The following is a 16,820-nucleotide window of genomic DNA, read 5'->3' on the forward strand; positions in this document are numbered from 1 at the left end:
CGATGGTGAGAGAATGCTCACCACAGGCGTTGAATCGCTCGACGAGCTGCTGGGGGGTGGCTTTGCCCCAGGGGTCCTAACACAGGTTTATGGTAGCTTCGCCACCGGAAAAACAACCCTTGCAGTGCAGGCCGCCCTCCTAAGCGGGGGGAAGGTGGCGTACGTTGACACGGAGGGAGGATTCTCACCGGAGCGGCTGGCTCAGATGTCCAAGGCCAGGGGACTGAACCCGGAAGAATCGCTTGGCAGGTTTCTCCTGTTCATCCCAATGGATTTTAAAGAGCAGCGACGGGTTATAGGGGGTTTGAAAAGAGTTATAAACCGAGAGTTCTCCCTTGTAGTCGTTGATTCAATAACCGCCCACTACCGAGTTGAGGAGTCCCGCAGGAACCTCACGGCAGACCTTGGCAGACAGCTACAGACCCTCCTATGGGTGGCTCGAAAACACGACATCCCCATAATCGTAATAAACCAGGTACACTACGACTCCCGGGCCGGACGGATGAAGCCCGTGGCCGAGCACACGTTGAACTACAGGTGCAAGGACATCCTCAGGCTGGACAAGCTGAACGGTGGAGGGATGAGGGCGGCGGTACTGGAGAGGCACCGCTTCCGGCCGGAGGGGGGCATGGTTTATCTCAGGATAACGGAGAAGGGAATTGAAGACGCCTTTATCGACCAGGGACAAAACCAAGCGGGGCAAACGCCAAGAGGCATATCTTCATAGGGGCCCGTCTCTCAACATCATTGCGCGGTGTGGATAAGCAGATAAAAAGAGAAGAAGCCCCCGCTTAAATCCTGTCGTGGACTTCTTGGGCTATCCTCAGAACGGCTTTGTAAAGCTTGTCGCTGATTATGCCCTCATCGTAGTGCTCCCTGAGCTTCTCCTGGTCTATTATCTCTTTCTTACCATCAGGCCATTTGACGACGTCTATCTCCATGTCAACGTAGCGGGCACGGTCGGGGTATATCTCCACGGGTGTGTTGATGTTGTAGTACTCACCCTTTAGGTTGCCATCGCGGTCGTAGTATCTGTGAACAAACCACCACTTACCGGCCTCTATCTCTGTTATCACGTAATCTCCTGTCTCTATCGGGATGTCTAATCCATCATAAAACTTGCCGGGCTTAAGACGGCGCCGCATCACTATCCGCAGGGGATTGGTGCTCATCTCCATGATCTCGCCCGGGCCTATCCGAATCCTCTGCCCGTCAGGTTTGCAGTGGTCCAGCGTAAAGAGCCATCCCCTTCTCGGCCCTTTCTTATCGATTAGGGTCTCCCAAAACCCCTGATCGACCTTGACCCTCTGTCCGGGCACCCTGGAGAGGATACCCTCAGCGATATCAACGGCAAAGCTGAACTCAACGTCGTACGCCTTGAGCTGGTGATGGCCGTCGACAGTCGGAACAACCCCATTCCTGATCTCATCCAGCTTCCTCTTCGCACCCCCTCCAAACTCAACCTCGTAGATGTTCCTGCCCTCGATGACCTTCTCCGGAGCGCTGTAGAGGTCGGCTTTCTGGAGCCTGTCCGCAAACTTTGAGAGCTCCTCTATCTCCCCCCTGAGAACGTCCCACTCCTTGTAGGCAGCGGCAGTCCTCCAGAGGATGCCCCAGTCTCCAAGGTCAACGCTGAGGCCCAGTATCCTAAGGCGCTCACGCTCCTTCGGGTCCCGGATCTTCCGGGATATCTTGACGTGTCTCTGGGCCCCAACGGGCTTGGGTATCAAAACCGCATAGTCCCCGGGTATCGTCAGCGTAACGCTCAGATGCGGGAGGAGGTTGTGTTTCTTCACCTGGACCAGAACCTCGTCCCCTTCAATGGCGTGGGGCAGTTCCTCCACGAAGAGCGTGCCTATCGCGCTACCAATGTCCACGTAAACGTGGCGTTCATCCCTCTTAACCACTATGCCCTTGTATATACCGTAGAGCTGGTACGGGAGTTTTCTAAAAAACACGTCTATGAGCTCTTCCTCAAGCACATCTCTAACGGCCTCAACGCCGGTTCCAACGAGCACCACTCCGTGCCGGTCTTTCTTGTCGTACACGTCCACATCGAACTCGTCATATGTTTTCTCAAGGTTCAGACGTTCAACGATTTTCTGGCTTGGCTGGCTTATGCTGAAGCCCCTCTCAAGAAACATCCTGGTAAGGGCCGTGCTGTAGATGCCCCTAACCCTGACTGAAAGTTCTGTGCCTGTAAACACCTTCACCACCCCTCATCTTCTTTTCCACCACTCCGATGAGCGCGAGTCCTTCCAGTATCTCGCCGGCGTCCTGCACACCACTCAGTTTCTCAACGTTTCTCGCCTCAACCCAGAGCAGGCCCCGGGAATGCCAGTCCTTGAGGGTCTCCTCGACTTTGTGAACATCACCGGGTTGAGTGTAGAGCCGGAACATAAACCTTTTTACAACCTCGAGCTCGCCCTCGATTTCATCGATTTTCCTGAGCTTGTCCATTATACTCGGGGGTACCTTTTTTTCCTTTTCGCCCTCCATCAAAAGGGTCAGCCCCTCTACCTCCGCGTCCAGAGCGCTTAAACTCCTTCCGACGGCGTAGTCATAAACCCTGTGAAATCTGGAGAGCCTGTCCATCGCGGTTCCGAACTTTATGCGGGCGTCGTAGTCCGTCGCCTTCGAGAGGAGCGAGAGAACCTCCTCAAGGCGGAACTTCATCTGGTGCTCGTTGCGGTGAATCTCCTTGGTCAGTCCCTCGACCCTTCCTCCTACTCGCGCAAGCTCCCGGTAGAGGGCCGACGCAAGTTCCAGCTTTTCCAGGATGAGCGAGTAAAGCTCCCTAACATTCATTAAAAGGGATTCGTAGTCGGTTTCCTCATACATGGCCGGGAATTTGCGCTCAAACTCCGCATGAAGTGCCTCAAGGCGTGCGACCTTTGCCTTGAGTTCGTCAACGTCCATCGCCACCCCCCTGTATCCTCTCCAACTCACACTACTTGTAGTTTTCGATGGGTTGGGTAAATTAAAGCATTTACCCACAAGCTTTTTTTAAGTTCATTATGTACTACCTCCGGTGCTCTCAATGGTGCTTATAGATCGCTTCGGCAGACCAGTTACAAACCTCAGGATTTCCCTCACGCTGGACTGCAACTACCGGTGCTTTTTCTGCCACCGGGAAGGGCAGACTTCTGGAACATCCCTGGAGATGACGCCCGAGGAGATAGAGAGACTCGTCAGGATAGCATCTCACCTCGGAATAAGGAAGGTTAAGCTGACGGGCGGCGAGCCGACGGTAAGGGATGACATAGTCGAGATCGTGAGGAGGATAAAGCCCCACGTTATCGATCTCTCCATGACAACTAACGGGAGCCGGATGAAGGAGCTCTCCCGCCCCCTTGCCAAAGCGGGGCTGGACCGGGTGAACATATCGTTGCACAGTCTTAAACCGGACGTTTATAGGCGCATAACAGGCGTTGATATGCTGAACGTCGTCCTCGAGGGAGTGGAGGAAGCGGTAAGGTACCTCCGCCCGGTTAAGCTGAACATGACCGTGATGAGGGGACTCAACGAGGGCGAGATATGGGACATGGTGGAGTTCGCCGCGAAGACCGGGACGGTACTCCAGCTCATCGAGCTTGAGACCCCAAGGGAGCTCGAAGAGACGGGCTTCTTCAGAAAGTACTTCTACCCCCTCAAGCCCGTCGAGAAAGAGCTTGAGAAACGAGCCACAGAGACTCACGAGAGAAGGATGCACAGGAGAAAGAAATACCTCATCCCCACCGACCACGGCATCGCAGAGGTTGAGGTTGTTCGCTCCATGCACAACACGGTTTTCTGCGCCAACTGCACCAGATTGAGGGCCACTTCCAGCGGCAGCTTCAAAACCTGTCTCCTGAGGAGGAACGACACGGTAAACTTCCTGACCGCGATGAGAAACGGTGCAAGCGACGCGGAGATCGTCGATATACTGAAGAGAGCAGTGTTGATGAGGGAACCGTACTGGCGCTGAGGTAAAGCTTTTATTGATGACTTTTCTAAGAAAGGATATGTTGAGCACCGCTCAGATAGTTCAACTGGTGGCGGGCGGTTTTCTGCTGGCCCTTGGAATCACGGGCATAGCCATCTCCTACCTGGCCTCATTCAGGATAAAAAAGCCAGCCGCGGAACTGGCCAAGAGGATAATTGTATCATTTTTCTTCTTTGGGATACTCGGGGGCGTCTCGGAGATCCTGACCGTGATATGGGACTCCAACATGTGGGTTCTTATAGCAGTCTCCGTTACACTGGGTTACCTTGTGATGGCCTTCGCCGCCCTCAGATACCTCCGCATCCTCAGCGGTATTGGAAGCGTGAAAAAGAAAGCCCCTGCCGCATCGAAGGAAAAACTGCCAATCCCCCAAACATTCATGGTTTCCACCCCTGATGAGGCAAAGTACCTGCTGGGCACTCTCAAGGGACAATATGGGAAAGCCCTCCTGGCCATAGGACGGGACCACCCCCACGTGTGGGAAGAGAAGTACGGGTTAAAACCTGACAGATATATCTGGCTCACAAGAATTGAGCACGAAGTTGCTGTAAGCCCCAGCAGCTTGCACGTAGTAAACGGGGAGATAGTGAAGTTCCTGCGCAACAACCCCGGAGGGATCGTGTACTTTGAAGGCATAGAGGTTGTCCTCCTGTACCTCGACTTCAACTCGCTTGCAAAATTCCTCCTGGGGGTTAAGGACAGAGTGCTGGTCGAGAGCGCATATTTTATACTCCTGGCCTCTCCCGAAACCCTGAGCGAGAGACAGTACTCAATGCTGCTCCGTGAGTTCAAGCAGCCTAACGTCAAAGAACTCCTTGAGCGGCTCGCAGGGGTGACCCTATTCGGGGCGGTGCCCCCCACAAAAGGAGCAAAGGATAAATACACGAAGGACACGGAAGGAGAGGAAGATGCCGGCGGTGAAAGTTCCAAGGAGAGAAGCTGAGACGGTGAAAAGAAAGCTCAAGCGACTTGGACTCTACGACGGTAAAAGGAGGCCGAAGAGGGGAGACGGATACGTTCTCCTCCCGGTTATTAACGACCCCCTGATTGAAGAACTCGACTACGAGGTTCTCCCGTTGGAGCTCTCTCTCAGACCGGAGAGACAGCTATACAAGAACCTTGAGGGCATCCTCGCCGGGAGACTGAGCAGAGAAGAGCTGGAGTATCTGCGGCGCTACGATGTGATAGGCGACATAGCGGTCATCCAGATACCGTCCGAGATAGAACACAGGACCGAGGATATAATCTGGGGCCTGCGGAAGGTTCACCCGTTCCTGAAGGTTATCGCCAGGAAGGGTTTTCACAAGGGAGCCTTCAGAATAAGGGAGTACTCGATAGTCTGGGGCGAGAAGAGGCTGGAAACCGTCCACAAAGAGAATGGAGTATGGGTAAAGGTGGACCTCTCGAAGGCCTTCTTCAATCCCCGAATGAAGGGCGAGCGCTATCGTCTGGCTCAGCTCGTCCGCGACGGCGAGAGGATTCTAATTCCCTTCGCCGGCGTTCTACCGTATGCCCTAGTAATAGCAAGATACAGGAGGGTTAAAATCACCGCCATTGAGTTGAACAGGGAAGCCTACAAGCTAGGCCTTGAGAACATAGAGCTGAACAGGGAAAAGCTGAAGGGTGAGATAGAATTCATCCACGGCGACGCGTTCAAACTCCTTCCAGAGTTACCGACCTATGACCGCGTCATAAGCCCCACGCCGAGGGGCGTCGATGCCCTTAGATTGACGCTGGAAAAAGCGAATGGGTGGCTCCACTACTACGACTTCGTCCACGAGGAGAGGGTTGACGCTTTCAGAAGGAGAATCATCGGGGAGTGCAGAAGGCTCGGAAGGGACTGCTCGGTGAGGATAAAGAAGGTGAGCGACTTCAAGCCCCACGTCTTCAAGGTCTGCGCGGATGTGGAGATTAGTGTAAGGTCTGACTAAAACCCAATGTTGCATCGTCATGCAACTCCATTACTCTGGCTTCTTTTTGAAAGTTCTAAGAGAAAAAACCTCCATTAGAATGAATTTACACTTGAAAAAAAAAAGGAAGAATCTATACTTTAAGTAAAAGGAAATGTTTATAAGGCGAAGTTGCATAATATTGGCTGCGAACAACCTCACGGAGGTGAACCACATGAAGTGGAAGTCGTGGTTTGCAGTCCTGCTGGGACTGCTGGTGGTTGGAGTGACGGCAGGGGGTACAGGTGCTACAGTGTGGGGGATGTCAGCAGGATACGAAACAGGAGCAACCTCTGCAGGAATAGACCCCCATATACAGGTTTCAGGTTCCTATGGGGGTGTAAGTGTAAGCTTCAGTGTTTCATGGAACGACAACAATGGTGCTGCTTGGGGGGTGTATCAATATGGAAATTACGATGATACGATCCACAAGTTCATTCTTTTTACCCATGGGAACAGACATGCTGTCAGAGATTACAGCACCCCAATAATTCCAATAACCCACATAACATACTCTATTTTAATTAGTATGGGGTATACGTCAACATCTAGGGCAAGTTACGGATACAATGTTATAACTCCCTACACAGTAGTTGTCACAAAGACAGTTTCTCATCCGTTTACTGGATCCACCACCAAAACGATAGTAAATGAACACGCATCGCTACAAGGGTATGTCCCCGATATCAGCAGGATCCAGAGCATCAATCCGATAAATACAGATGAAAGATAATTTTAAAAAATTTATAATTTGAATTTTTTAATAATTAAGATAGAAATAGGGGGTAACGTGATGAAGCGAAATCACTGCATGATCATGATCATTATGACAATGATAGTGCTGGGATACCTTTCATATGCCCCATATGTTGGAGCTACGAGTGCAAACATAAGCTGGAACGGGTGGGTGATGGCAACAGGGAATATAAACGAGGGATATTCCTATAAGATCACCAACATGACAATCGCAGACAACGGCTCGATCTACACCGCAGTTCTGTGGCTGAGCGTTTCAAGATGCACAAACTTAAATATCTCATGTCCGATGACAAAAAGAGTTACATTCATGGTCAAGAAGAGCACTAATACATTCATTCTCGGGGGAAAACCCGCCTTTTTTGCATTCTACTGGCCCAATTACACCCTATCCAGGAGCTTTTATAATCTGGGTAACGAGTTGAAACCTTCAATAACGGAGGTGTACTTGAATAACGAGAGCAAGAAAAACTACGTAGGAAAGGGAATAGATCTCATCGGCCACCCAAGAAGGATTGAAACGTGCACAGGGGTTTCCCCTCCTCCAAACCTTACGTGTCTTGAAACAGAAACTCAAAACTTCACTCCCGACCTAATTTTCAAGGGGCCGTATCCAATTTTCGTCCAAATTTACTACAACTCCGATCCATTTGGAGTAATAAAGAATCGTTCTGTGACCCTGGTAGAGAACGTCATAAACTCTCCCCAAACAAAGGAGTTTTTGAGGTCCGTCCCAGACGTTTCAGAGAATAGCCCCGTTAAAGTGTACCTGGCAATCGCAGGTGCAGTAGTCCTTGCTGGACTGATAATATGGAGGTTGAAAAGATGAAACCTCTCAAATTCGTTGGAGTCGAGCTCAGGTCAATACCCCAACTTATTGTTCTCCTATTATCAGTCCCAGCCATCATGGGGTATCTTGTGTGGGACAAGCTCGCCAGCGTAACCATAAGTGTAAGCTCCTCTGTTTTTCCGGTTCCAATAACCTCCAACGTTCAATCTGAGGTACTCCTCAACATCACCAAGAGAACGGACATTTTCATGAATTTTGGTTTTGCCCAGTGGAAGGCATTTTACAATGCGATCTCAACGGTTATACTCTTTGATTTTATTGTAGGCGGCCTGCTTGGGGCCTTCATCCTTGGGATACCAATAGTCAGGGGGACTATAATACATGACATAGCAACGCTGGGAAGCAAGAGAAGAACTCTTACCACAAGAACCCTCTTCCTAACTCTCTGTGCCCTACTGTTTGCGAGTTTCTCGGCAGTTTTCTTATACTATCTCCCACCGCTGTTTGGTATATCGCCGGACTCCAGGTTCTTCCTTGCTGTATTTGGAACATCTCTCTTGGCTATGCTCTCGGCCGCTATAATTGTCCTGTTACTGACAACAGTCTCAAGGGAGCTAGTGGTTCCAGTTACCGGAATTTTTGCCGTGCTCATCGTGTCCCTTGTCAGTACGAACACCAACCACCTACTACTTCCGTTCAAGGACTTCACGTTTGCATTATGGAATCCCGCCCAGTTTGGTCATCCCGACAACTACATGTACGCGGGTTTTGTGTTGTACGGTTTTCTCACCTTGCTCGCGATTAAAGCCTTTGAAGGGGGTGATTTTTATTAGGGGGTATTTTATGGTGCTGTTTATAATGGCCGCCATGCTCTCAATCGGGGTCATTGGCGTGCTGTATATTCAGTCAACATCTTCACCGGTTCAGACTAGGGCTCTGTTTCAGATTCCCACTATCGGCGGAAAACAGATCAACGAGGTCCAAGTTAGTAGTAAGGAAATTGTACTTCCCATAACGGGGGAATACTCCGTTAAGATGAGGGGCAAAGCTGAGCTATACATCCAAACTGACTCAAAACTCTATAGAAATCCTGAAAAGATCACCATTGACAAGGTCAGAATAATTAGAGTTATACTCCTCAACCAGAGCTCGGACGTTTACGTCGAGCTCAAACACAGAGGGATACCAGATTACAAACTGCCCCTCTTCCTTTTAATAGCCGGCGGGGTGATGGGCCTTGCTTTTAGAGTGTTCAAATTTGAGTAAATCCTATGGTGACGTTAAAGCACTGGATGGCACTTCATTTTCCCTTGCCGAAGGCCTTTCGCTCATCCTTGGCCCCAACGGCAGTGGGAAGACAACGTTCTTAAAGATATTATCGGGGGTGGTCGAACCTGACCGTGGAGAAATTCTCATTAAAGGCGTAGACTACAAGAGATATCCAACATACAGAGTTGGATTTTCATTCGAGAAAACACTAATGTCCCCAAGGGTTAGGATCAGGGAGTATCTCGAAGCCATTGCCGATTACCGTGGTAAGGATAACGTTGATGAAATCATCGAGATGTTTGGACTTGAGGGGTACCAAGGAGCCATGTTCAAAGAGCTCTCCCAGGGGTACAAGCGGAGGTTCCTGGTTGCCACGGCATTTGCCGGAGATCCCGACGTTGTCTTCCTGGACGAACCGTTTAGCAACTTAGACATAGTTTCAAAGGTTGAGCTTAGCAAGACGTTCCAAGAGATAAAACGGAAGGTCAGCATCGTTATAGTGTCCCACATAATCTCAGGGTTAAGGAAGCTTGATTCTATAGTCCTTTTACACAACGGCAGGGTTATCCTGAACAAAATAGGGGGTGACGCCGGCACAATAGGTGGATTCAGGGCACTATTCAGCGATGGAACCGTTGTAGAAAACAACGTTAACGAACTTGTGAACCTAATCAGGATGGGAAAAGAACCAACACGTATCGAGCCGGTAACCCCAGAGGATATAATGTATGGGAAGTTAACCCAAACGGAGGACAAGGGATAGTCAGAGCAATAAATAGATCTCCTAAGAAAATGGAAATCCCCGGAAAATCCCTTTGAGGCGTGTCGCCAAATATAAAACAGAAAAATTGACAATGGGGAGATACAACATCTCATTTCTTCAGGAAGTCAAAAAGCGTCGCTTGCTTGCCCTTCTTTTTTGAGGACTCTTCTTTACCTTTCCCAACTTCCTCAACGGCCTCAATCTCTTCCTCAGCCTTTTTCAGTTCTTCTTCGGTGACTTCCTCTCCCTTTCCAGTTGCCCCTGCGGCAGCAACGTGCTCCTCAAGTTGGTTTCTCTCCCCCTTGAGCTTCTTTTGAATGTTGAGGGTCTTCCCCCATATCCTCCGGGCCAGCTCTCCCTTCCCAGCTAGGAACTCCACCTCTTTCTCCGTCAGGTCGAGGTAGACGACGAAGTGGGCGGCCATCTCAGGGTCGTGCTCGAAGATGGACCTCAGATAGTTGATGGTTTCGAGGGCCTCAAGCTTGGCCATGTGCATCTCGGCCATGACCTTCTTTACTATAGAGTCCCTGAGCGTACGCTCTCCCTTGCTCTCGGTGAGGAGCTTAATCGTCTTGGGTGGGTAGATTCTGACGAAGCCCTTCTTCTTTACCCCTGCAACGGCAACCCCTGCCGTCATCATGTCTGTTGCGTATTTCCAGAGGCTGTAGTTCCCAGTTCTCTGCGCCCTGCCGAGGTGTATGTCGGCCCTGCTGAGTGCCTCATAGGCCCTCGCTATGTCCTCTGGTCTGTAGTAGACGTAGGGGAGGTTTTCGTCTATCCACTGGAGGAGCTCGTGGGGGAACATGTCAACGCCGAGAACAACCAGCTTGGCCTTCTTAGCGTTGTCGGTTGCGAAGAGCTGGGCCAAGGCCTGAAAGACGCTCTTCTCAACATCCCTGTAGGCAAGGACCTCCATAGCATCTTCCGTCCCACCCGTGACGACGGTTTGAAGGTCGTTGACCGCGGCCCTCAGGTCACCGCTGGCCCTCTTGGCTATCTCGTAGAGGAGCTCCTTGGGAACGGTCTTTTTTTCCGCGTGGAGTATCCGGACAAGGGCTTTTATCACGTCCCTCTGGGTCAAACGTTTGTAGTTCACCATCTGAACCTTTGCCCGTATCTCACGGGGAACCTCCCAGTAGCGGTTGGCGGCCAGAATTATGGGGTTCCTCGCACGGTCTATGAGCTTGCCTATCTCCCGCGCACCTCCCGGCTCGATATTGTCGGCCTCGTCGAGAAAGATGAGTTTTCTGTGCCGTCCCAGGATGTCCATGGTGTAAGCGGCCTGAACGTAGCGCTCTATCTTCTCGTACGTTCTCTCATCACTGGCGTTCAGTTCTATAACCTCAAAGCGGTGCTCGCGGGCAAGTGCGTATACCGTGCTGGTCTTTCCGGTCCCGGGAGGGCCCGCTATCAAAAGCGCCCGTTTTTTGGGGATCCCTCCCTTAAGCCACTCTTCAATCCACGCCCTGATGGCGTCCTTAGCTTTCTCCTGGTTGATAACGTCCGCCAGCTTCCTTGGCCGGTACTTCTCCACCCACGGAACCTCGGTCATGGCCTATCACTTGCCCATTATGGTGAACTGAGCCAGTAGGGCCTCAAGCTGTATCATCTCGTTGGCGCCCTCAACGAGTCTGAAGTTGTACTCCCCTATCTTATCCGCCAATGCCACTTTTTTGTCCTCGGGTATCGGGAGGTTGAACACCTCCTTGTGCATCTGGATGAGGACGTCCTCACCGCTTAGACCCTGTTTGAGCAGTATCTCCCTGAGCTTCTCCCTGGCCTTCAGGAAGTCGCCTTCGAGGGCAAGCTTCATCATATCACGCACGTCCTCGGGTCTCGCCCTACTGGCAACGAGGAAGACGTTTTCGTCGGTTATCGTCGTGTCCAGCGCAGCAGCGGCCTGCAGGACGTTTATTGCCCTTCTCATATCCCCTTCGGCAACGTACAGGAGGGCCTGGAGGCCATCTTCGGTTAGGGTAAGCCCCTCGCTCCCGGCTATGTACTCAATGCGCTCCGCCACGTCCTCGTCGTTGAGGGGTCTGAAGCGGAAGATGGCGCACCTGCTCTGGATGGGCTCGATTATCTTTGAGGAGTAGTTGCAACTGAGTATAAAGCGGACGTTGTTCGAGAACATCTCCATAGTCCTTCTCAGGGCCTGCTGGGCGTCTTGGGTTAGAGCGTCGGCCTCGTCCAAGAAGATTATCTTAAAGCTCGCTCCACCTATCGGCTTGGTTCTGGCGAACTCCTTCACCTTCTCGCGGATGACGTTTATACCGCGCTCGTCGCTCGCGTTAAGCTCAAGGAAGTTCGGCCTCCAGTGCTCACCAAAGAGCTCCCGTGATAATGCCAGAGCCGCCGTCGTCTTTCCGACTCCAGGGGGACCTGCGAAAAGCAGATGGGGCATGGAACCGGTTTTAGCGTAGTGCTTGAGCCTTTTGACGATGTGAGCCTGACCCACTATATCGTCCAGCCTTTCGGGCCGGTACTTTTCAACCCACGGTTTTTCGAGGATTTTAACCTCATTAACCTCTTCCGGCATATTCATCACCCTGTCTAAGCCCTATGGTACTTGGTGGTATTAAGCCTTTTGCTGTCCTGATGGACACATCGGTTCGGGTGCAAAACTTTTATACCTCAATGACCAAAAGTCATCGGTGGTTTTCATGGCCAAGCTTGACTGGATTACTGAGGAACTGAAGGAGCTTAAGGAGAAGGGCCTCTACGTGACTATAAGGAAGCTTGAGAGCTCCCAGGGCCCATGGATCGTTGTCGACGGAAAGCGCGTTCTGAACATGTGTTCGAACAACTACCTCGGCCTAGCCGCACACCCCAAAATAAAGGAGGCCGCCATAAGGGCCATCCTCGACTACGGCGTCGGTGCGGGAGCGGTTAGGACCATAGCCGGAACGATGGAGCTTCACGTGGAGCTTGAGGAGAAGCTCGCCAAGTTCAAGAAGAGGGAGGCAGCAATACTCTTCCAGAGCGGTTACAACGCCAACCTTGGAGCTCTTAGCGCCCTTCTAACCAAGAAGGATGATGGTGTCTTCATCAGCGAGGAACTCAACCATGCAAGCATCATAGACGGAATGCGCCTCAGCGGCGCCCCAAAGGTCATATACAAGCACCTCGACACAGAAGACCTTGAGAGAAGGCTCAAGGAAAACAGGGACAAGAAGAAGAAAATCATAGTCAGCGACGGTGTCTTCTCGATGGATGGTGACCTAGCGCCGGTTCCAGAGATGGCGGAGCTGGCAGAGCAGTACGATGCGATGCTCTACATAGACGACGCCCACGGTGAGGGTGTCCTCGGAGACAGCGGAAGGGGTATAGTTGACCACTTCAAGCTCCATGAAAAGGTTGATTTCGAGATGGGTACACTGAGCAAGGCCTTCGGTGTCATAGGCGGCTACGTCGCCGGACCGGAGGAGGCCGTAGAGTACCTCAGACAGAGGGGAAGGCCGTTCCTCTTCTCAAGCGCACCGAACCCGCCCGACGTCGCCGCGGCCATTGCAGCCGTTGAGATACTCCAGCACAGCGACGAGCTCGTCAAGAAGCTCTGGGACAACACCCACTTCCTCCAGAACGGACTTAAAGAGCTCGGCTATGACATAGGCGGGACCAAGCACCCGATTACACCGGTCATGCTCTACGACGAGAAGACCGCCCAGGAGTTCAGCAGACGGCTGTACGCGGAGTACAACATCTTCGCACAGGCGATAGTCTACCCGACCGTCCCGCTCGGAACCGCGAGAATAAGGCTCGAACCTTCCGCCGCACACTCCAAGGAGGATTTGCAGTACGTTCTGGATGCCTTCGAGGACCTCGGAAAGAAGACGGGCTTTCTGAAGTGAGGTTTTGTCGTTCTTCTTTTTACCCTCTCATTTTAGTCTACACACAGGCAGTTGTGGCCTAAGGATCACCGGTTGTATCACCATGCAGCTCCCTTACTCTGGCTTATTTTGACTCATTCTAAGAGGAAATATCAAGTTAGAATAAATTCACACTTGAAAGAAAAAAGAAATAAATCTTACTAATGATAAAAAGAAAAAGTTATAAAGCAGAGTTTAATAGCAGACATTACAGGGTACAAACCATGAGAGGGGGATACCATGAAGTCTAAGGTTTGGAACGGGCTTATAGCCGGGACCACGGGCTTTTTTCTCATTTTGTTCCTTTGTTCGCGAGAATACTTTATAAGGCATCATCTAATACCCGTCTCTTTTGCGGTGCTTGGAGTGCTCGGGTGCTTAAGGGCATATGAATCATACAAGTCCGGAAACAGTTCAAGACTCCAGCTGTATGGAACGCTCGTGTTGGCGGTAACTTTTATCCTCATTGGCATCTGGATGGGTAGTGTGGCAAACAGAGTATTACTGCATACAGGAGGCGGCACGTGAGAGGCGTTGATGTCCATCCAATCGGCTTTATGAGGTGAATTAAAATGCTATTTCCCATTTTTCTTGTGTCGATAATGATTTCGTTTACGCCGGCAACTGCTGTAATTGGTGGTATTACTGCATTCATAGTGTATCGGATAATGAAGAAGAAAGCACCTAATTTGTATACAGAAGTAGCCTCTATTATCGGGTTATTAGTTGGGGCGGGGACTGGAGTGCTGATTTATGGTAAGGATCAATACGTCCATCAATGGCACTCCCTGTGGTGGATACCAAGCCTATGGCTCATAGGGTCGCTGATCGGATTAATAGTAAGTCTAACAAGGAGGTAGCGAAAATGAAGAATAAACCAGAAAAGGCAATATCTTTCATTGAGGGATTTTTTGTTACCTCCAACCCCTGGCTCGCCATTATAGCGGGCGCAATGGCAAGTCTGACCAGGAGGGAGAACAGATACTACTCAAAAGAAGAAACAAGCATTGCCTTTCTTATTGGGACATTAAGTGGTTTCCTTTGCGGCTTAGTTGGGTTCAGAGGGAGTTATTTCCAATGGTGGAATCCCTATTCGAAAGGTATCCTATCGTCTCTAATCGGAGTCAAATTATGGATTCCTGCTGTCATGATTGGACTTGCACTCCGGGAAATCCTCAGGGGGCCCAAAGATGAAGATGAGAAGAGAGGTTAAATGGATGTTGGCCCTTTGGGCATTAGGTGAAGGGGTATACTCATACCAGCTCGTGGGCTTTTATTACCTGCTGAGGGTTTTTAACGCTCCTCTGTCCCGTTTGTGGTTACCCCTACTGATTAACGGCCTCAGATTTACCCTCCAATCACTAATTTTACTTGGAGTTTTAAATCTGGTCTTGAAGAAAGTGCCCTCTCTCAAGCTTTACGCGCTTTATTCAACTCCCCTGGCAATTGCAGGACTCAGCAGTGCAGTGCTCCGATTAAGCCTTCCCTCAGAGATAGGGCTTAGAACTCTTTTAGAGCAACTCCTATTGCTTGTAGGGTTTATCCTTCTAGTCATTGGACTAATCAGGTACTATTCTAAAGAATTTAAAGAAAAGAAAATTAATTGCACACATTACCACACCAATCTTGGCAATAGCGGCATTTTGGATACTTATACCAATCCCACTTTGAGGTTAGATCATGAAGCGCTGGGAAAATATTTTCCATCCATTACTTCCTCCTGATGGCGTTCGCCTTTGACTTCTCACAGGAAGTAATCGCCAGAGGACATTGATTCGACGGTAACTCATCCAATTATCAGAAGGGGAAACCTCTTTATATCCTCAGCAACTCAGTCCACATTGAAGAAGCATACGTCTCATCGGGTGATAAGAATGGGGAGGGCTAATACCTTAATTTTCTCCTTTTTTCTCATTTCCATCCTCTGCACAGGTACTTACCTTCACTGGACGAATCAAAACTCCCAATTCAACTCCCTCATCGGCCAATACCCACACTTCCTCGGCGGGATTTTCACGGGGAATTCTACATACTACGAGTACTACCAGGTAAACGCCAGCGGGAAAGAGCGTTATTACCTCGTCGTCAGGGCAGAGAACAGCAAAGTGCTGAAAATCCGGGAGATTTCGTACAGCGACTACCTCGTCTACACCGGCAGAGCATTGGATATGGCGCGCTCATACGTTGCTGGAATAGTCACGGTTGATTTAAGCTCGGGAAACGTCACTCTAAAAGAAGTTCCCTTCGACGAACTCCCAAAATGGGTTCAAGGGGCCGTGAAAGTTCTGGGCGGAAAATAAAAGTGTTTCAAAACTTCACCCACTCCACCTTGTAGTACACAACGTCGTTGTCCTCGTCAACGACGGCCATCACCATGTTCTTCCTGACGCCGTGGGCAACCCTCACGCGCGCCGTTATATCATTGGGGCTAAAGCGGAGGTTCTCCGGAACCACCCAGATGAGCCACTGGGAATGCTCGTCCATCCCCCTCCTGTAAACGCGGAAGTGCGAGCCGAACTTCAGGGCAGACTTCACCGTGTACCCCCTGTCGCGCAGGTCGGTGTAAACCAGGAGCTTTATGTCGAACTGGTCGTCCTTTTTCCTGCCGAGTTCGACCAGCTCCTGGAAGGAAAGCTCTTCTTCACCGTCGAAAACCATTATCTTCCCCTTTTCCACCAGATAGGCAGCTTCTATCAGTGAAAGGAAGAGCTTCCCGTTCACGACCTCTCCGAAGTAGCGCTTGTTGTAAAACTGGTTTATAGCTTTTTCACGTTCGCTGAAGACTCTGTCCCCACTGAGCTGAAAGACTATCGGCTCCTTCAATTCCTCCCACCCCACTCCTCGACGGGAAGGAGCATGTAGTAGGCATCCTCGCCGTCGGAGTAATAGCCCATAACCCTCTTAATCCTCCTGAAGCCGAAGCGTTCGTAGAGTTTTATAGCGTTTTGGTTGCTCACCCTCACCTCGAGTCCGATCCATTTTGCACCCCTCGCCGCCAGCCTCTCTATGACCTCGGTAAGGAGGGCAGAACCTATGCCGTTGCCCCGGTACGCCGAGTCGACTGCTATGCTCATGATGTGCCCCTCGAGATCCGGCCGCAGATATGCCATGACGTAGCCGATGATCCTGCCGTTGTACTCGGCCACGAGGAACGTATCCGGGTTGTTCTCAAGGAAGACGAGAAAAACGCCACGTGGATACTGCTCCCTGAACGAGGCCCTCTCTATCCTAACGATCTCCGGCATGTCGAAGAGCTTCGCGGGTCTCACTACCACCATCGATAGGGGCAGTCGACCCCCGAATTCTCGGCTGGAGGTGCTCATGTTCTAAAGTACTCGGGAAGCTTTTTAATCCTGTCGGGGTTACCCAAAACGCAGAGGGGGTATCGGATTATTCAACCAGCCCTCAACACCGAAGGCGCTTTTCAAGAGGAAAAAGT

General features: G+C 50.8%; 19 protein-coding genes and 1 pseudogene. 14 read left to right on the forward strand and 6 right to left on the reverse strand.

What is annotated here, in order from left to right; all coding sequences use genetic code 11:
• Positions 1–13 precede the first annotated feature (13 nt).
• Positions 14–727 (forward strand): DNA repair and recombination protein RadB, encoded by a 714-nt coding sequence (gene radB / locus MVK60_RS06315; protein ID WP_297437570.1) that lies wholly within the window; start codon positions 14–16, stop codon positions 725–727.
• 64 nt (positions 728–791) lie between these two features.
• Here radB and MVK60_RS06320 read toward each other — a convergent pair whose 3' ends face one another.
• On the reverse strand, positions 792–2,207 hold the full coding sequence (locus MVK60_RS06320; protein WP_297437672.1) for a ribonuclease E/G: 1,416 nt from the start codon (positions 2,205–2,207) through the stop codon (positions 792–794).
• The gene (locus tag MVK60_RS06325; protein ID WP_297437572.1) at positions 2,173–2,919 is read right to left on the reverse strand and encodes a hypothetical protein; all 747 of its coding nucleotides are present in this window, start codon (positions 2,917–2,919) and stop codon (positions 2,173–2,175) included. Before MVK60_RS06325 ends, MVK60_RS06320 begins: the two co-directional genes overlap by 35 nt.
• Before the next feature lie 124 nt (positions 2,920–3,043).
• Between MVK60_RS06325 and moaA the strand changes: the two genes are divergently transcribed.
• From moaA to MVK60_RS06365, 8 genes are all read left to right on the forward strand, one after another.
• Positions 3,044–3,967, forward strand: coding sequence for a GTP 3',8-cyclase MoaA (moaA, locus tag MVK60_RS06330; RefSeq protein ID WP_297437674.1), 924 nt, complete (start codon positions 3,044–3,046; stop codon positions 3,965–3,967).
• Between the two features lie 37 nt (positions 3,968–4,004).
• Positions 4,005–4,928, forward strand: coding sequence for a DUF835 domain-containing protein (locus tag MVK60_RS06335; protein ID WP_297437574.1), 924 nt, complete (start codon positions 4,005–4,007; stop codon positions 4,926–4,928).
• A complete protein-coding gene (locus MVK60_RS06340) occupies positions 4,894–5,916 on the forward strand; it encodes a class I SAM-dependent methyltransferase family protein (protein ID WP_297437576.1) in 1,023 nt (340 codons plus the stop codon). Before MVK60_RS06335 ends, MVK60_RS06340 begins: the two co-directional genes overlap by 35 nt.
• Positions 5,917–6,109: 193 nt before the next feature.
• The gene (locus MVK60_RS06345) at positions 6,110–6,667 is read left to right on the forward strand and encodes a hypothetical protein (RefSeq protein WP_297437578.1); all 558 of its coding nucleotides are present in this window, start codon (positions 6,110–6,112) and stop codon (positions 6,665–6,667) included.
• Between the two features lie 60 nt (positions 6,668–6,727).
• Positions 6,728–7,519, forward strand: a complete 792-nt coding sequence (locus tag MVK60_RS06350; RefSeq protein ID WP_297437580.1) for a hypothetical protein — start codon at positions 6,728–6,730, stop codon at positions 7,517–7,519.
• Positions 7,516–8,313 (forward strand): hypothetical protein, encoded by a 798-nt coding sequence (locus MVK60_RS06355; protein WP_297437582.1) that lies wholly within the window; start codon positions 7,516–7,518, stop codon positions 8,311–8,313. The genes MVK60_RS06350 and MVK60_RS06355 overlap by 4 nt, the downstream gene beginning before the upstream one ends.
• A 10-nt stretch (positions 8,314–8,323) precedes the next feature.
• Positions 8,324–8,746: a hypothetical protein gene (locus tag MVK60_RS06360; protein WP_297437584.1), complete on the forward strand. Its 423-nt coding sequence runs from the start codon at positions 8,324–8,326 to the stop codon at positions 8,744–8,746.
• Entirely contained in the window at positions 8,718–9,512 is a 795-nt protein-coding gene (locus MVK60_RS06365; protein ID WP_297437585.1) for an ABC transporter ATP-binding protein, read from the forward strand. The genes MVK60_RS06360 and MVK60_RS06365 overlap by 29 nt, the downstream gene beginning before the upstream one ends.
• Positions 9,513–9,621: 109 nt before the next feature.
• On the opposite strand, the gene MVK60_RS06370 is transcribed toward MVK60_RS06365, so the two are convergent.
• Positions 9,622–11,064, reverse strand: coding sequence for a replication factor C large subunit (locus MVK60_RS06370; RefSeq protein WP_297437587.1), 1,443 nt, complete (start codon positions 11,062–11,064; stop codon positions 9,622–9,624).
• 6 nt (positions 11,065–11,070) lie between these two features.
• Positions 11,071–12,045, reverse strand: a pseudogene (locus tag MVK60_RS06375) (replication factor C small subunit); the annotation flags it as partial.
• Positions 12,046–12,175: 130 nt separating this feature from the next.
• Between MVK60_RS06375 and MVK60_RS06380 the strand changes: the two are divergent.
• The 5 genes from MVK60_RS06380 to MVK60_RS06400 all read left to right on the forward strand — a co-directional run bounded on the left by MVK60_RS06380 (position 12,176) and on the right by MVK60_RS06400 (position 15,681).
• Complete coding sequence (locus MVK60_RS06380) at positions 12,176–13,363, forward strand: glycine C-acetyltransferase (RefSeq protein ID WP_297437677.1); 1,188 nt, start codon at positions 12,176–12,178, stop codon at positions 13,361–13,363.
• 258 nt (positions 13,364–13,621) lie between these two features.
• Entirely contained in the window at positions 13,622–13,909 is a 288-nt protein-coding gene (locus tag MVK60_RS06385) for a hypothetical protein (RefSeq protein ID WP_297437590.1), read from the forward strand.
• Positions 13,910–14,246: 337 nt separating this feature from the next.
• The gene (locus MVK60_RS06390) at positions 14,247–14,594 is read left to right on the forward strand and encodes a hypothetical protein (RefSeq protein ID WP_297437592.1); all 348 of its coding nucleotides are present in this window, start codon (positions 14,247–14,249) and stop codon (positions 14,592–14,594) included.
• The gene (locus tag MVK60_RS06395; RefSeq protein WP_297437594.1) at positions 14,572–15,105 is read left to right on the forward strand and encodes a hypothetical protein; all 534 of its coding nucleotides are present in this window, start codon (positions 14,572–14,574) and stop codon (positions 15,103–15,105) included. The genes MVK60_RS06390 and MVK60_RS06395 overlap by 23 nt, the downstream gene beginning before the upstream one ends.
• Positions 15,106–15,255: 150 nt before the next feature.
• Positions 15,256–15,681 carry a hypothetical protein gene (locus MVK60_RS06400; RefSeq protein WP_297437596.1) on the forward strand — a complete coding sequence of 142 codons (426 nt, stop codon included), beginning with the start codon at positions 15,256–15,258 and terminating at the stop codon, positions 15,679–15,681.
• A gap of 7 nt (positions 15,682–15,688) precedes the next feature.
• Here the strand turns inward: MVK60_RS06400 and endA are convergent, their stop codons facing one another.
• The gene (endA, locus tag MVK60_RS06405) at positions 15,689–16,204 is read right to left on the reverse strand and encodes a tRNA-intron lyase (RefSeq protein WP_297437598.1); all 516 of its coding nucleotides are present in this window, start codon (positions 16,202–16,204) and stop codon (positions 15,689–15,691) included.
• Positions 16,201–16,704 carry a ribosomal protein S18-alanine N-acetyltransferase gene (gene rimI / locus MVK60_RS06410; protein ID WP_297437600.1) on the reverse strand — a complete coding sequence of 168 codons (504 nt, stop codon included), beginning with the start codon at positions 16,702–16,704 and terminating at the stop codon, positions 16,201–16,203. The genes endA and rimI overlap by 4 nt, the downstream gene beginning before the upstream one ends.
• Between the last annotated feature and the right edge of the window lie 116 nt (positions 16,705–16,820).

This window comes from Thermococcus sp. (genome assembly GCF_026988555.1).
Taxonomy (GTDB): domain Archaea; phylum Methanobacteriota_B; class Thermococci; order Thermococcales; family Thermococcaceae; genus Thermococcus.

Excerpts from the sequence above, each read along its gene's own strand:
- radB (WP_297437570.1), top strand. The coding sequence starts at position 14 with ATGCTCACCACAGGCGTTGAATCGCTCGACGAGCTGCTGGGGGGTGGC.
- MVK60_RS06325 (WP_297437572.1), bottom strand. The coding sequence starts at position 2,919 with ATGGACGTTGACGAACTCAAGGCAAAGGTCGCACGCCTTGAGGCACTT.
- MVK60_RS06335 (WP_297437574.1), top strand. The coding sequence starts at position 4,005 with ATGTTGAGCACCGCTCAGATAGTTCAACTGGTGGCGGGCGGTTTTCTG.
- MVK60_RS06340 (WP_297437576.1), top strand. The coding sequence starts at position 4,894 with ATGCCGGCGGTGAAAGTTCCAAGGAGAGAAGCTGAGACGGTGAAAAGA.
- MVK60_RS06345 (WP_297437578.1), top strand. The coding sequence starts at position 6,110 with ATGAAGTGGAAGTCGTGGTTTGCAGTCCTGCTGGGACTGCTGGTGGTT.
- MVK60_RS06350 (WP_297437580.1), top strand. The coding sequence starts at position 6,728 with ATGAAGCGAAATCACTGCATGATCATGATCATTATGACAATGATAGTG.
- MVK60_RS06355 (WP_297437582.1), top strand. The coding sequence starts at position 7,516 with ATGAAACCTCTCAAATTCGTTGGAGTCGAGCTCAGGTCAATACCCCAA.
- MVK60_RS06360 (WP_297437584.1), top strand. The coding sequence starts at position 8,324 with ATGGTGCTGTTTATAATGGCCGCCATGCTCTCAATCGGGGTCATTGGC.
- MVK60_RS06370 (WP_297437587.1), bottom strand. The coding sequence starts at position 11,064 with ATGACCGAGGTTCCGTGGGTGGAGAAGTACCGGCCAAGGAAGCTGGCG.
- MVK60_RS06380 (WP_297437677.1), top strand. The coding sequence starts at position 12,176 with ATGGCCAAGCTTGACTGGATTACTGAGGAACTGAAGGAGCTTAAGGAG.
- MVK60_RS06385 (WP_297437590.1), top strand. The coding sequence starts at position 13,622 with ATGAAGTCTAAGGTTTGGAACGGGCTTATAGCCGGGACCACGGGCTTT.
- MVK60_RS06390 (WP_297437592.1), top strand. The coding sequence starts at position 14,247 with ATGAAGAATAAACCAGAAAAGGCAATATCTTTCATTGAGGGATTTTTT.
- MVK60_RS06395 (WP_297437594.1), top strand. The coding sequence starts at position 14,572 with ATGAAGATGAGAAGAGAGGTTAAATGGATGTTGGCCCTTTGGGCATTA.
- MVK60_RS06400 (WP_297437596.1), top strand. The coding sequence starts at position 15,256 with ATGGGGAGGGCTAATACCTTAATTTTCTCCTTTTTTCTCATTTCCATC.
- rimI (WP_297437600.1), bottom strand. The coding sequence starts at position 16,704 with ATGAGCACCTCCAGCCGAGAATTCGGGGGTCGACTGCCCCTATCGATG.